This window comes from Jiulongibacter sediminis (genome assembly GCF_001306455.1).
Classification (GTDB): domain Bacteria; phylum Bacteroidota; class Bacteroidia; order Cytophagales; family Spirosomataceae; genus Jiulongibacter; species Jiulongibacter sediminis.
The window spans coordinates 69,384-84,744 of sequence record NZ_LGTQ01000010.1; the positions used below are offsets into that span (position 1 = coordinate 69,384).

12 protein-coding genes are annotated in these 15,361 nt (G+C 40.8%); 4 read left to right on the plus strand and 8 right to left on the minus strand.

The window, feature by feature from the left end; all coding sequences use genetic code 11:
• Window positions 1–35: 35 nt before the first annotated feature.
• The gene (locus AFM12_RS13365; RefSeq protein WP_131458360.1) at window positions 36–590 is read left to right on the plus strand and encodes a hypothetical protein; all 555 of its coding nucleotides are present in this window, start codon (window positions 36–38) and stop codon (window positions 588–590) included.
• A 71-nt stretch (window positions 591–661) separates the two neighbouring features.
• Window positions 662–1,483, plus strand: a complete 822-nt coding sequence (locus AFM12_RS13370; protein WP_055149057.1) for an amidohydrolase family protein — start codon at window positions 662–664, stop codon at window positions 1,481–1,483.
• A gap of 57 nt (window positions 1,484–1,540) precedes the next feature.
• On the opposite strand, the gene AFM12_RS13375 is transcribed toward AFM12_RS13370, so the two are convergent.
• From AFM12_RS13375 to AFM12_RS13385, 3 genes are all read right to left on the minus strand, one after another.
• The gene (locus AFM12_RS13375; RefSeq protein WP_055149059.1) at window positions 1,541–2,590 is read right to left on the minus strand and encodes a T9SS type A sorting domain-containing protein; all 1,050 of its coding nucleotides are present in this window, start codon (window positions 2,588–2,590) and stop codon (window positions 1,541–1,543) included.
• A gap of 159 nt (window positions 2,591–2,749) precedes the next feature.
• Window positions 2,750–3,673, minus strand: a complete 924-nt coding sequence (locus AFM12_RS13380) for an alpha/beta hydrolase (RefSeq protein ID WP_055149062.1) — start codon at window positions 3,671–3,673, stop codon at window positions 2,750–2,752.
• Window positions 3,674–3,727: 54 nt separating this feature from the next.
• Complete coding sequence (locus AFM12_RS13385; RefSeq protein WP_082391359.1) at window positions 3,728–5,761, minus strand: CHU_0125 family OmpA-like outer membrane integrity protein; 2,034 nt, start codon at window positions 5,759–5,761, stop codon at window positions 3,728–3,730.
• Between the two features lie 204 nt (window positions 5,762–5,965).
• Between AFM12_RS13385 and uvrB the strand changes: the two genes are divergently transcribed.
• Window positions 5,966–8,005 carry an excinuclease ABC subunit UvrB gene (uvrB, locus tag AFM12_RS13390; protein ID WP_055149064.1) on the plus strand — a complete coding sequence of 680 codons (2,040 nt, stop codon included), beginning with the start codon at window positions 5,966–5,968 and terminating at the stop codon, window positions 8,003–8,005.
• Between the two features lie 79 nt (window positions 8,006–8,084).
• Here the strand turns inward: uvrB and AFM12_RS13395 are convergent, their stop codons facing one another.
• From AFM12_RS13395 to AFM12_RS13405, 3 genes are all read right to left on the minus strand, one after another.
• On the minus strand, window positions 8,085–8,996 hold the full coding sequence (locus tag AFM12_RS13395) for an OmpA family protein (protein ID WP_055149066.1): 912 nt from the start codon (window positions 8,994–8,996) through the stop codon (window positions 8,085–8,087).
• A gap of 194 nt (window positions 8,997–9,190) precedes the next feature.
• Complete coding sequence (locus AFM12_RS13400; protein ID WP_055149068.1) at window positions 9,191–9,862, minus strand: DUF2461 domain-containing protein; 672 nt, start codon at window positions 9,860–9,862, stop codon at window positions 9,191–9,193.
• A gap of 68 nt (window positions 9,863–9,930) precedes the next feature.
• Window positions 9,931–12,363: a TonB-dependent receptor gene (locus AFM12_RS13405; protein WP_055149070.1), complete on the minus strand. Its 2,433-nt coding sequence runs from the start codon at window positions 12,361–12,363 to the stop codon at window positions 9,931–9,933.
• Between the two features lie 146 nt (window positions 12,364–12,509).
• Between AFM12_RS13405 and AFM12_RS13410 the strand changes: the two genes are divergently transcribed.
• Window positions 12,510–13,076 carry a thioredoxin family protein gene (locus AFM12_RS13410; protein WP_055149072.1) on the plus strand — a complete coding sequence of 189 codons (567 nt, stop codon included), beginning with the start codon at window positions 12,510–12,512 and terminating at the stop codon, window positions 13,074–13,076.
• A gap of 74 nt (window positions 13,077–13,150) precedes the next feature.
• Here AFM12_RS13410 and AFM12_RS13415 read toward each other — a convergent pair whose 3' ends face one another.
• Complete coding sequence (locus AFM12_RS13415) at window positions 13,151–14,341, minus strand: porin (RefSeq protein WP_055149074.1); 1,191 nt, start codon at window positions 14,339–14,341, stop codon at window positions 13,151–13,153.
• A 65-nt stretch (window positions 14,342–14,406) separates the two neighbouring features.
• A complete protein-coding gene (locus tag AFM12_RS13420) occupies window positions 14,407–15,345 on the minus strand; it encodes a hypothetical protein (protein ID WP_055149076.1) in 939 nt (312 codons plus the stop codon).
• Window positions 15,346–15,361 lie beyond the last annotated feature (16 nt).

The following is a 15,361-nucleotide window of genomic DNA, read 5'->3' on the forward strand; positions in this document are numbered from 1 at the left end:
TAAACATGTGATTCTAGCAAAAAAGTATAACTCACATGAAAACTCCTCTCTTTTTCAAGCTACTCCTAATGTTGGCCATAGGCTTGCGATTGATATACGCAGCCCGAAACAGTAAAAAAACAGCGACAAGACCTTATCAAAGCCTAACTGATTATCCGTCAAGGCCATTTCAACCCCCAAAAGGCCTTGACCAAAACTCTAGCCTTGGAGAGCAGCTAAAGTATATCTACAGAAAAAGCGTTAGAGGAAACATGGATACTCAACATAAAGTCATGATCTTCCTGGCCATTGAACTGGAGAAATCGAACCAAAAAGGTTCTTTATACCGTTTCCTTTGGCACAGAAATGAGTGGACTTATGTATTCTATCAAGCCTTGATTGCCCTGAATTTCACTGAATGGGCACATCAATTATCTGAGGCCATGGAAGAATTAACAGGATACAATTTTCAAAATATCAACATTCAGGCTACTCAACCTGAAAGTCTGTTCCCAAATGCTCAGATTGACTCAGAAAAGTGGAAAACCTTTAACCGTTCATTTTCATTGAAGGATTTCCAGCTGGCCCTCTTGAAGGAAATTAACCTTTAGTCACTTCTCCTTTTTATATGTATAGCTCAATTCTGTTTTCAAATGAGGTACAGATATTGTAACATTATTGTATGATCGATGCCCACCACCATTTCTGGACTTACGACCCCATTAATTACAGTTGGATTGACGAATCCATGGCTGCCATTCAAAAGAGTTTTCTACCGGAAGACCTTGAACCCATACTAACCTTAAACGGTGTTGAAGGGTCCGTATTAGTTCAGGTAAATCAGAATGAAAAAGAGAATGACCTTTTTCTTCGATATGCCGAGAAGCATGATTTCATCAGGGGCGTAGTTGGCTGGATTGATTTGAGGTCAGAAAATCTGACTGAAAGATTAGTATCGTATCAGAACAAACCTTTAATGAAAGGTTTCCGCCATATCGTTCAGGGAGAACCGGATGATTTCCTTTTTCAACCTGAATTCATCGAAGGAGTAAGAAGACTTCACGATTTCAATTATACCTATGATATCTTGATTTACGAGCGTCAGCTTCGTGCAGCTCTTCACTTCATTCGTCAATTACCCGAAAACAAACTAATCATTGATCATATCGCTAAGCCTGATATTAAAAATAAGTCATTGACCCGATGGGCCAATTATATGAAAGAGATTTCGCGGCATAAAAATGTCTTCATTAAAGTCAGCGGAATCGTAACAGAGGCTGATTACCAAAACTGGAAGAGAGAAGACTTCTACATCTACCTGGATCATTTGATGGAGTATTTCGGTCCTAAAAGGCTGATCTATGGTTCTGACTGGCCGGTCTGTCTCGTGGCCGCCAAATATGAGGAGCAGCTGGATATTCTAAAAACATATTTCTCAGGGCTCTCCATTGAAGATCAAAACTGTATTTTCAGAGAAAATGCCATTAGATTTTATAACCTGTAAATACCAAAAAAGGCCACCCGTTTGGGCAGCCTTTTCAACCTATGGTTGTTAATTTCATTATCTGTTAAGAATCAGTTTCTCAGTTAACACATCCTCACCATTAATCACTCTAACAGTAAGTTCTGTGGTAACAAGGCTCTGCGGCAAGGAGTAAACCTTTCTCAGATCACTTACTTTACCTTTCATGCTTAAAACGATACGGCCATCCTGATTAGTTACATCAATCATCACATCATCCTTATCATTCATACCAGCAAGCTTCAGGTTAAAGTCACCCTGAGTTGGATTTGGCCACACACCAATATCTTTCTTAACAAGCTTACCTCTTCCTGAAGTAAATCTAACACCTTTATCAAGGCCTGAAGTTTTATCTAAAGTTCTGTTTTCAGCAATTGTCCACGTATTTCTCTTCAAGTAAGCAACATTCGTTTCATAGGTATTAATCAGTCTCACATCAGCCTCCTCATTTTCATCATTGCTGGTCAGTACCCAATACTCCTGATCGTTGATTGATTCCACACCATTCGCTAGTTCTCCAGAGAATTCATTAGGATTTTGAGCTATATAGGCTGCACTTAAAGCACTTCCTTTCTGGCTTCTGGCATTGAAGCCTCTATAATTAGCCCCGTCACCTAAAGGAAACTCAAATTGATTCGCCTCAAGTTTGGTTACAGTACCTACCGAGTGAGAATAATCCGAAGCTCCGAAGTGATTTGCATCAGCAGCAAAAACCAAAGGACTGTTATCAGAAGAACTTACAACGCCCTGGTTGTAATTCATTGTTCTACCAATTACCATTGGCGTATTCAAATTCACATCATTTTCTACTGTCGCAGATGCCAGCTGAACGTCATTTGTTCCATTAACTTCCTGAGGTCTGTAACCGTCAAAAACAACTGAACCTTCAGAACGAAGTTCACCGTCGTTTTTCAGATTCTGACGCAAATGAAGCTCACCTTTGTTGATTAGCTCTCCCTTATTTTCAAAATCCTGCCCAACGCTAAGAACAGCACCTTCTGAAACATATATCTGGGTCGAACTAACTACTTGAGCTGAGGCTGAGGCAGCTAACGCAGCAAATGACAAGGTATAGATTACTTTTTTCATACTATTTGATGTGTTTGAATGTTTGCTGATCTAAAAGTACTTATACAATCCCAGATTAGAAAACCCTCAAATTCTTTTTTATTAAATGGCCTTGGCCCAATTCTTCATGAATTTGTACAAATATCGTACCTTTTTAACATTCACGTATATCTGTTATTGTTATTTCATCAAACCTCTGGTCTTTAACCACTCTTCCAACCGATGAGGCCAGCTACTGACAGGACCTGTTTTATTGACGGCAAGACCAAAACCATGGCCACCTTCGGCGTACATGTGAAATTCAGCGGAAACTCCATTTTTTTTCATCGCCTGAACATAGGCCAGGCTATTTTCAACCTTTACAGGATCATCAAAAGCATGAACCAGGAATGCAGGTGGTGTATCTCCCGATACGTGTAACTCGTTAGAATAAAGCTCAATATCTTTAATCGTCAAATCCGGCCCGATAAGGTTTTGCCTGGAACCTGAGTGTCCGAATTTATCATTGAAAGAAACCACAGGATACATTAAAACACTAAAATCAGGCTTCACACTCATTTTTTCATCAGTGATCTCTCCAACCTGTTCATCATAGTGAGTTGAAGCCGTTGCCGCCAAATGCCCACCGGCAGAAAAGCCCATTATACCCACTTTATTTTTATCAATTTTGTATTGATCGGCATGGGAACGAATATATCGGAAAGCCTGCTGGGCATCTTGAAGAGGCCTTATCGATTTCTCAATAAAAAGCTCCTCCTGTGGCAGGCGATACTTTAAAACAAAAGCAGTAATTCCTCTTTCAGCATACCATTTGGCTACGTCTGTACCCTCTTTGTTGAAAGCCAAAATGTAATATCCTCCACCGGGACAAATTATTACAGCCGCCCCAGATTTTTTGGAGGCTTTTGGCTCAAAAACAGTCAAGGTAGGATTTGTAATGTTTCTAAGTCGTATTACTCCATCATCACGATCGCTTACATTAGCCTCACTAAGTCCATGATTATCTTTTAGACCGGGAACACCATCAGGATACAGCGGAATCACTTTTTGAGCATTGGCCATAGGAGAAATAAAAAGGAGGGTCAGAAACAGTTTTCTAAGCATAAAAAAGGGTTTGAATGATTTTCAAACCCAAATTAGTGAATAATCCGAAGTGGTTTACTCCAAAACCGGATCTTCTGCAATCTCCAATACCTTAAATTCAGTGCGGCGGTTAACCTGATGTTCTTCTTCGGTTTTGGCATTGTCAATAATTAATTCACGCTCACCATAGCCCTGAGCAACCAGTCGGCTCCTTTCAATTCCCCGGCTGATGATATATTCAATGGCCGATTCGGCTCTTCTTTGAGAGAGACGAAGGTTATACATGTCCGTTCCTCTAACATCCGTATGTGAGCCAAGCTCAATTTTCAATTTTGGATTGTCTAGCAGTATCTGCACCAGTTTGTCCAATTCCACTGCGGCATCAGGCCTAATGTCAGCTTTATCAAGATCATAATAGATATTCTCCAGAACAAAGGTTTTTCCAATGAACACCTTCTCGAGTCGAACTGTGGTCGAAAAAGTGGTGTCCGTTACCGGTTTTCTCAATAAGATTTGAGGGATGGTACGGCCGTACATACTAAAGCCCTCTCTTTTGGTGAGATAATCAGGTTTTTCAACAATCAGCAGATAATCAGTATCTTCCTGAGTTTGAATCGGCCCAAAAGCCCCCTGTATATTCGACTTAGTCTCAATCAATAATTCCTGAAATCCACCGTCAATTTTATAAACGCTAACCTTCGCTTCAGCTATCATATCACCTGACTCAGCATCAGTCACTAAACCTTTGAGATAATAGTTTACAACTTTGATCTCAGACTCATCACTTTCGTCTTCTTGATTATTACCATCTTCATTTAAAGGGTCGACCGAAGCCAATTCCTCAGCAGGTGGAGCCTGATAGAAATAAATATCATCGTCGCCCTGACCTCCTCTCCTGTTAGACGAGAAGAAAATATTGCCATTCTCATCAAAACTTAAGGCAAAATCATCCTTTGAAGAATTATAGGGCAAGCCCATATTTTCAACGGCTATTTTACCACCTTTTCTTTCAGCTACGAATAAATCCAGTTTTCCGAGTCCGGGATGGCCATCAGAAGAGAAATATAGCTTTCCATCCTTAGACACATAAGGAAACATTTCATCACCGGGAGTATTTAAAGCCTTGCCCATATTGGCCGGATTCCCGAAGCGGCCCGAGGCATCCATATTAACGCGATACAAATCCATTCCACCTGAACCGCCGGGACGATTAGATGCGAAATAAATTGTACGACCATCACCTGAAAAAGCGGGGCTTCCATCCCAACTTGCCGAATCAGAGGCTGAAACCAATTGCGGCTCCGTCCAGTTTCCGGCAGGTAGTTTTCTACTGATGTATAAATCCACATCAGGGGAGAGATCTTTTCGTTTTCCGCTATTCCCACGGGCAAAGATCACTGTTCGGCCGTCAGGTGAGAAGGCTGGACTTCCCTCATTTCTTTCCGGATCAAAAATTTCAGGGCTAAACTCCTGCACTTTACCGACTGAAGTCAGATCAGAATTTACAGGTGCAGAGTAGATCCCCAAAAACGGAAGTCCATTTGAGTAAACTTTATCCTTTCTTGAAGACGTAAAAACCAGTTGGCCATTATACACAAACGGAGAAAACTCAGAACCTTCGGAATTGATTTCTTTGAGGTTTCTGAAGTTAAGGCCTACTTCTTTTTCTTTGATTAAATCGATGATTTGCAGCGTACTCAGTTCTCGATTGGCCCATTCGTTATAGACTTTATTATCGGTCTTGAGATTAACATATTTCTCAAATTGATCTCTGGCCTCCTGGTACTGCTCATTCACTTTGAGAGCGTACGCATAATGAAAAACAGCGTCATCATCATCGGCACCCTGACTTAAAGCCTTTTCATAATAATTCAGAGACTCAACCCAGCGATTTGATAAGCGATAGGCCTCAGCAATAGTGTAATTTAGCTTCGCCTCCTGAGAAGGGTCAATTTCTTCAACTTTAAGCAGGTCTTCAAGAGCTGTTTCATAAAAGCCTTTCTCAAAACTTGCCAGACCCTTTTTGTAGGATTGTAGCTGAGCTGTAGCTCCGAAAGCAAAAACAAAGGCGGACAAGAACAAAATGTAAGTAATAAAGCGTTTTCTCATTTTGAAGGGAAATTGCTGCGGCATGAAGGTTCAATTCTCAAATATAAAAACGTTTTTGACCTGCAACTATTGCTGCTGACCAATTTACGTATTGAAAACGGCAACAGACGAATTTCCGTTTCAAATTTTCCAGTTCATTAGCAAAATGAGAATCCTGCTGCTATTGCCCCTTCGAATGTTTAATATTGTAAAAATCTAATTCAGATGTCTTTTAAACTTACTTCGCAATTCCAACCCACCGGTGATCAGCCGGCAGCCATTGATCAGCTGGTCAATGGAATTCAAAGCGGAGAACAAGATCAGGTATTGCTGGGGGTTACCGGTTCAGGTAAGACGTTTACCGTCGCCAATGTTATTGAAAAAGTGGACAGACCTGTTCTGATTCTTAGCCACAATAAAACTCTGGCCGCTCAGCTCTATGGGGAATTCAAGCAGTTCTTTCCTGAGAATGCGGTGGAGTATTTTATATCCTATTACGACTATTATCAGCCGGAAGCTTTTATATCAAGTACCAATACGTACATCGAAAAAGATCTTCAGATCAATCAGGAGATTGACAAACTTAGACTGGCCACGGTCTCTTCACTCATGTCTGGTCGCAGAGATGTGATTGTGGTGGCTTCCGTTTCCTGTATTTATGGTGCCGGTAATCCTGATGAATTCCGGAAATCGGTAGTCAGGGCAGTCAAAGGCGAAACCATTAGTCGAAACCAGTTTCTTCATAGCCTAGTTGAGATTCTATATTCCAGAACAGAAATTGAGTTTAGTCGTGGTACATTCAGAGTTAAAGGTGATACGGTTGACATCTTCCCGGGCTATGCAGATTACGCCTATCGGGTAATTTTCTGGGGAGATGAAATTGAAGAAATTCAACGAATAGAACCACACAGTGGCAAAAAAATGGAAGACCTGAAAAATATCGTTGTCTTCCCGGCCAATCTTTTTGTGACTGGCAAAGACGTTATGCTGCAATCCATCAAGGAAATCCAGGATGACCTCGTCAAACAAATCAAATATTTTGAAGATGAAGGTCGGCCGGCAGAGGCAGAACGTATTCAGGAAAGGACAGAGTTTGATCTTGAAATGATGCGTGAGCTCGGTTATTGTAGTGGAATTGAAAACTATTCAAGATATTTTGATCGCCGACAACCCGGTCAAAGACCATTCTGTTTACTGGATTACTTCCCGGAGGATTATATTTTGGTGGTAGATGAAAGTCATGTCACCATGCCACAGCTCAGGGCAATGTATGGTGGGGACAGGTCGAGAAAAACAAATCTGGTTGAATACGGTTTCAGATTACCATCTGCAATGGACAACAGGCCGCTTAAGTTTAATGAATTTGAGGAATTAGCAGGTCAAACTATCTACGTTTCGGCTACACCAGCTGATTATGAAATACAAAAATCTGAAGGTGTTATCGTCGAACAAATTATCAGACCAACCGGCCTTTTAGATCCAGAAATTGACGTCAGACCAAGTCTAAACCAAATTGATGACCTCCTCAATGAAATTGATGACCGAATCAAAAAGAATGAGCGTGTACTCATTACTACGCTAACCAAACGCATGGCCGAAGAGTTAAGTAAATATCTTGACCGTGTGGGAATAAAAGGCCGATACATTCACTCAGAAGTTAAGACCCTTGACCGAGTGGAGATTTTAAGGCAGCTACGTTTGGGCGAATTTGATGTGCTTGTCGGAGTTAACCTCTTGAGAGAAGGCCTTGACCTTCCTGAGGTTTCGCTGGTGGCGATAATGGACGCAGACAAGGAAGGTTTCCTTCGCGATATCCGTTCTTTGATTCAAACCATCGGCCGAGCGGCTAGAAACTCTGAAGGTAAGGTGATAATGTACGCCGACAAAATCACGAAATCCATGCAGCAGGCCATTGATGAAACCCAAAGACGCCGGGCCATACAAATGGAGTATAATGCTGACCATGGGATAGTGCCAACTACCATTCTAAAAAGTAAGGAGGCCATACTGGAACAAACTTCTGTGGCTGATTCAAAACCAACCACTAGGGGCTATTACGTGGAGCCACAGGAATATAACATTGCGGCTGACCCTGTTACAGCCTATCTGACTACTGATCAATTGAAAAAGTTGGTGACGGATACCAAAAAGAAAATGGAAGATGCCGCTATGGAGCTTGACTTCCTGCAGGCTGCCCGATACAGAGACGAAATGAAACAGTTGGAGGAACGACTTGAAAAAGAGTTGGCTCAACAGCAGGATTAAAAAAACAACGGCTTAGTTAACAAAAAAGGCGACCCGTTTGAGTCGCCTTTGATTTTGTGTTCGAGAATATCTCTTTGTATTATTTCGCCTGATCCGGATCAAGAAGATCGTAGAACTGCTCAAGTTTCGGCATTAGGATAATGCGTGTTCTTCTGTTCGTAGAACGACCTTCAGCTGTTTCATTTGAAGCAACAGGGATGGTTTCACCTCTACCCGCAGCAATAAGCTTCTCAGAAGGAACATCAAAATTCTCTTCAAGAACTCTTACTACAGAAGTTGCTCTCTTCACGCTAAGATCCCAATTATCCTGGATACAGTCAGTACTGATTGACTTGTCATCAGTGTGACCTTCAACCATAACCTCAAGATCAGGTCTTGACTTGATGATTTTTGCGATTTTACCCAAAACGTCATTTGCTCTGGCTGTGATTCTGGCACTACCGCTTCTGTAAAGCATTTTATCAGAAAGGTTGATCATTACCACAGTTTTGTCAACTTTAATCTCAACATCCTCATCCTCGATATCAACATCAAGAGAGTTTGTCAGGTTAACTGCCAAAGCAAGGTTGATAGAATCGGTTTTTGTTTTAGCCGCTTGAAGCAAACGAATGTACTGATCTCTCTCCTGGAGTTGAGAAAGCGTTTTATCGATGTTATCGTTGGCAGTTTTTGAAAGAACTGTAAGTCCTTCAACCTGCTCCATCTGCTGATCTCTCAATTTCTGAAGGTCAGCTACCTGACCTCTTAGGTCGGCAATTTGCTCTTCACGTAATCTTGCAGTATTTTCTGCACTTGATCTTGCGTTTGCTAAATCGTTCTCAGCTTTGGTCAGATCTTGCTTGGTTTTCAGTAAATCATCGCTGCAAGTATTTAAAGAAGACTGAGCTGAGGCTAATTGAGACTCAAGTTCAGTGTACTTCTTTTTACTTACACAAGATGAAAATGCGATTGTTGCAGCCAGCACCAACGCCACTTTTGTTGTCAATTTCATAGTTAGTTAAAAAATTTGTTTCGGTTTACTTATGGCTTTCGAACAGACAAATCTACTAAAATCAGATTCGATTTTACAAGATAAAGGGCTATTCCCTCTACTATTTTCTGTTATTTCTCGATGAAAAACCAAGTTTTGTTTCACTATGCCTGTTTTGTACAAAAATAAGACACATTTCTACAATAATTAATGATCTAAATCAGCTCCTCGCCGTTAAGGTCAGTGGTCAGATAAGCTGACATCACCTCAAAGTAAGGACGCATCTTCTTAAAGTTATCAGATACGCGTGCAGCCAGATTTGGTTCAAAAATATCTTCATCTTTTAAAGGCATGACCAAAAGAAACTGTTTATACCGCAAAAGTTCAACATTCTCGTGATCTGCATCAAAGTCTTTCGGCGAAGTTTTCAACTGCTCACCCCTAACCTCTCCAAAAGCCGCTTTGAATTCTTTTGATTTAATAACCTCGAGGTATTCAGAGGGCTCAGCGGCCAAATGCATTCTGATCTGTTTAAGGTCATCTTTGTTAGGCCCCCAGAAACCTCCGCCTAAAAACGAATTACCCGGCTCAAAATGAAAATAATAACTCCCCCTTCGATGGGCTCCGGCTCTTTTTAGTCGCCCTCCCCAGTGCTTCTTATAAGGTGTTTTATCTCTTGAGAAGCGGGTGTCTCTGTAAATCCGGTGAAGACATTTTTTTCCTGAAGGATTTTCAATCACATCATGCGAATTCATTTCAATCAGGAGATCGTCCGCAAATTTTACCATTTTCTCGAGACAAGCCTCATACTCATCACGATGCTGCTCAAACCAGAGGCGGTTGTTATTTTCTTTTAACTTTTGAAGATAGGCATAGACCTCTTGCATACTTGAAATTTAGGTTCAGGCCTCAAAAACGACAGTTTTGAATAAGAACGTTCGCTTATCTCTATGTTTTAAAAATTCACTCGGTAGAAAAATACCGGTAAGAAACCCAGCTGATACTCCTGCTTTATGAATGTTCCATCAGGTTGCGGAGCATAACTTAAAGAGAGAATATTCTGGATACCTAAAGGATTCACCAGGTCAATGGCAATGGTATGTGTCAGGCCTCTCCTATTGATTTTGTAATCAATTTTAGCATCCAGACGGCGATATGGAGCAAACTGAAGAGTGTTTCTGCCTTCATCTTCATAAACAATTTCCTGTGCAGCCGCAGAAGCAGTTTCGTCCACAGGGCCATACCAACGACCGCCCACAGCCGTAAACTTGGCTCCCAGACTTAGAGCAGACCTCCTGAATTTGATCTCTTTCGCGAACAAAGCATTGAAAGCATATTTCCCATTGAAATCGGTGTTTCTCAAAACACCATCAGCACCGATGTATTTGGCATCAAAAAGTGAGGCCGTGGTCAGAAAATAAAAGCCATCACTGAAAAACTTCTCCAAAGTCAGTTCGGCACCGTAGTTTCGACCAGTTCCTTCATTGACCAGTCTGTTCGGGAATATTCGAGAAAAACCAGCACCTGAATTCACCATTGAGAAAGAACTCGTTGGATCCACTTCAATTGGAATGTTAAATAGTTTTTGGTAATAGGTCTCGAAAAGCAAACGCATGTTCTTGCCAACTAAACGATTATAACCAGCCACAAAATGCCAGCTTTTCGTAAGGCCCATGTCTGGATTGAGATAGTTCAGATTATTCTCTGAGATATTATTGCCATAGAAGTATGTATAAGGTGATTGCATTTGAGAATGCAAACCGGTGGCTAAACTGATTTTATTTCCATTGCCCAGTTCATAGGTGAGCCCTGCCCTTGGCTCAATAGCTGAAAAAGAGTTTTCATTAATGGAGCTATAAAAACTAGTTGCACCCAGACTCATCGTCCATTTTTCATTCAGGAAGTATTTCCATTGCAGATAGGGCTGCAACTGAAGATAATTTTTGTTTGATAACCAACGGGTATCCCATGGCGTTATGTTCAACTCAGGAAGCGGTGTCACTACACGAGCACTATCATATGACTCAAAATTGACCAACTCCGTATTTATACCAAATTTAAGGGTACTGCGAGCACTGTATTTTTGATTGACCGATACTACTCCTGTCAGCTTAGTTTCATCAAAAACATAATCAAGCAACGGAATCAGACGATTTATAGAATAGCGATCACCTTCTACAATAGGATTGCCCTCTGCATCAGAATTGAGTAAAACATAATCATGATTGGCATCCTGCAAATTGGTACTGGCAGCGAGCGTTGCCTTCAAAAAAGTCTTCTTTTTGATAGGCTTTGAGTAGGTCAAACCTGCCACACCCATTCGGGTGGAATAATATTGATCCCGATCGTTTGAGCCGAAGATATTTCTATCTTCAATGGTTTGATCACTGATAAGGATATCAATGGTGCTGTTTCCACCAAAAGCCCATAGCGAAACCTCCGCACCATCTTTTTGAGGAAAATTAAAACGTAAGAACCCATCCTGATATTTGGGCACGGCGGCAGTTCCGATGTCAACCCCGAGTTTATCAAACATCCAGAGGTTAGCGTACCGATACGTCGCTAAATAAGATGAACCTTTTTCTTTATTCAGAGGTCCCTCTGCCATAGCCTCGGTACCCAGAAAACCGAACTGAACCATAAATTCATGATTCTGATTATTTCCATTTCGCAATTTCAAATCAAAAACACCTGCTGTACCGTTCCCGAATTCCGCAGGAAAAGCTCCGGTAAAAAAATCAGAATTGGCGAGGTACTTATTATTGATAATACTTACCGGTCCTCCACTAGTACCCGGGATGGCAAAGTGGTTAGGGTTTGGGATAGTAACTCCTTCAACTCTCCAAAGAACACCAGAAGGCGAATTTCCACGTATAACGATATCGTTTCTGGAGTCGTCCGCTCCCTGAACACCGGCAAAATTAGAAGCCATACGAGCCGGCTCTCCCCTACTACCAGCATACCGGTCAGCCTCTTCTACCGAAAACTGACGGGCAGAAATCATCGCCATTTCATTTTTGGCCGCTCCGTTTCTTCTGGCTTTCACCACCACTTCCATCAGCTGACTGAGAGATTCCTGCATTTCTACATCCAGAATCACCTCTTTACCAGCATCTACGACAATATTATTGAGCACCACATCTTCATAACCGATGTAGGAGAACTTCAATGTATGACGGCCCACAGGCACATTCTCAAAAATGTAATTGCCATTTTCATCGGCCACAGCACCTTTGTTATCCAAAGTTGTGATAGCTCCTGTAGCTCCTATAAGTGCAAATTTGGCTTCTTTGTCTTTGATTACACCTCTAATGGTTTGAGTTAGTTCCTGAGCTGTGACCTGAAGAGAAAACGCGGTCAGAAGTAGAAAGACAATTCTTTTAAGCATTTGAAAGGGATTTTTGGAGTAGCAAAAATAGCGTTTTTTGATTCCTGATCCTGTTTTGTTTAATTAGTCGCAGAATTTAGTTTAAAATCCTGTTGAGAATAAAAGGCATACTTTTTGCGTTTTATGCCAGTAGGAGAATAACCATTATGATAAAAAAGACATTTGCTTTCGCTTTAACAGTAGTTGTATTTGCCATTGGCAGCTCTTTCAAGTGTTTGGAAGAGAGGCCTACCACTGAAGGCATAAATTGGATGAGCATTGAAGAGGCTTTTGCGGCTACTCAAAAGAATCCCAAAAAAACAATCATTGATGTTTATACCAACTGGTGTGGCTGGTGCAAGGTGATGGATAAGAAAACCTTTACAAACCCTGAAGTTGTAAAATATGTCAATGAAAATTATTATGCTGTTAAATTGAATGCTGAGTCAAAAGAGGATATCGTAATAGGCAACACCACTTACAAGTATAATGAGCAAAACCGGGCAAATGATATTGCTGTAGCTTTATTACAAGGAAAAATGAGCTACCCAAGCATGGTTTATCTTGACGAGCAATTCAACATGATTCAGCCGATACCGGGTTATCTGGAGGCCAGACAGTTTCATGAAATCATCACATTCATCGGTGACGATTACCACAAAAAAGAAACTTTTGATGCCTATAAAGCCGGTACGTATAAGAAGAATTTCAGCGAGGCTCTGGTGAGTCTTTAATCCGGAACAATATCAACAAAACAGGCCTCAACTTAAGAATTGAGGCCTGTTTTGTTCTTTCGCATTTTCTCTTTCTAGTAATTGAATTGAGCTTGAAGTCTGAATCTGCTCCCTACCTGATGGTTTACAGGCTTTAGTCCGTCTACATAGTTTCTGTCTTCAAAAGAATATAAGCCGACCAACTCAAATTTGTCCCATTGCCATTCTACTCCAATCTCTGTTTGTCTAACCAAATATGATCTGGCATCCAGCTCAAATTTCTTTCCTCCATCGTAATACTGGTATTTTAAAAACGGAATAAAAGTATGCTTGTCGCCGGCATACCTATACATTAACTGAGCGTATCCACCCGTAAGGCTTTGCTCCTCAGTTCTATTGGTTAATGCATTATACTCTGGTCCCTTACCAATATTATACTCTCCCTGAAAACCAAATGGCTGCGGATATACCGTAAGAGAAGCCGCTACTCTTTCATCAGCAAATAAGTTTTCTCTATTTTCATTAACCTCACTCAAAGACACGGAGTATTTACCCTTATAACCCTGAATTCCGGCTTCAATGATCTGCTTTTCTCCTACAAGAAACGGATAGGTAAATCTGGCAATCACATGAAGATTATCATTCTGCTCTATTCTTCCTGCACCTTGACCGTTATAAAGTCCAAACCCAAACATACCGTAGTCACCACTACCTTTTAATCCCGATCTAGTTAGAAATGAAAGTCTTTTTCTGATCCCTACCGGTGTATAATAATAGAAAGCTCCAAGATCACGCTCATCTTTTGCCGCACTATTGATGGCGTCATTTCTATCCAGTGCCAAACGATTACTTGAAGACTGCATATTCTCAAATCCGTAAGGAATCTTAGATTGGCCAAATCGAATTCTGTGTGATCTTTCATCATTCAGAGCCAGATCAAAATATGCATCTTTTAAGCCAAGACCATGTTGAATTGAATTGCTAAAAGCAGTGGCCATATCAAATTGAAGATAGGCATAAACTCTTTTTGAGAGGTTGCCTGCAAGTCTGATACGTGCTCGTCTTAGAAAAAAGCCTTTTCCTTTACCCAGTGATTTATCACACTGCTCACAAGTAAGATCTTCATTTGTTTCAAAAAGTCTGTTATACCTAAGCTGCGTATAACCTCCAAGCCGTATATTCTCGAACCATTTCGAGCTTACACTCTCAACAACCTGAGATTTTGCTTCAAAATTTAAACATAGTAGTGCTACTGTTGCAAAAATTGCAACAAATACATTTTTCATTTTAATTGATTCTATTGGTGTAAAAAAGGCCCGGATTTAGCCGGGTATATTGATTCTCTTGATTCCTATTTTGCGATGTAATTAACTCCAAGAGCAATTACTACAGACACAGTCATACCAAGCACCAGCTTACCAAAATCATTGCTCACCATAGGGAAAAGTTTTTTCCACTTTCTATGTTTTGACAACGTAGTAATGGCCATCTCTCTACCTGTTAAAAGTCCAATAAATACCCATGTGGTAGACATCGGGATACTGTTGTATTCTTTGAAGAAAAACAGAATAAGTGCGTAAACAAAGTCAATAATGGTGGCTGACCGCACGTACTTCGTATTCGTTTTTGATAAAACTATCTTTTGTATTTTACCTCCACCTTCTCTGAAAATGAAAAAGATTGTTCCTGTAAAAAATACAAGAATTAAGATCAGCATAGTAAAGCTAATCTGACGAGGCAAAAAGACTGAAATATTGGCTACATCATGTGTTAACCAGCTCCACCACAGAAAACCTGTAGAAATCCATTGAAGTCTTTTCCACCACTCTTTGTTTTTATCTCTGATGCTGGCCTTTTCATCCAGGACTTTTGAAATGGCAACCCAGAAAACGTAGGCCACAATTGCGGATAACGCATAACCTACAATTGACTTCAATAGCATACTTTCCAATACCACCGAGCTGGCAAAAGTAGCCAGTATCAGGAAAGATGTCGAGACTGGAATTCCTATCCTCGTTAGTAAAATTAAAATTAACGGTGCCAGACCATGGTACCACTGAATTGGCTGATAAGGTATTTTAGCCAACCTTCCGTATGAAATATCTCCATCATAGGCATACCAGCTGTATGCTACAGTTAATATCAACCCAAGTGACGCAAAAGTGGCCAGATAATACCAGGGAGTTTTCTTATTTGAAGACATCCAGGTACCAAGGGTCTGAATAGAGTCATTGGCTATTACAGAGTAAGAAGCCAACAAGAAAAAGAAAATAGATAGGTAATTCTCCATCAGTGTAGTATTAAGG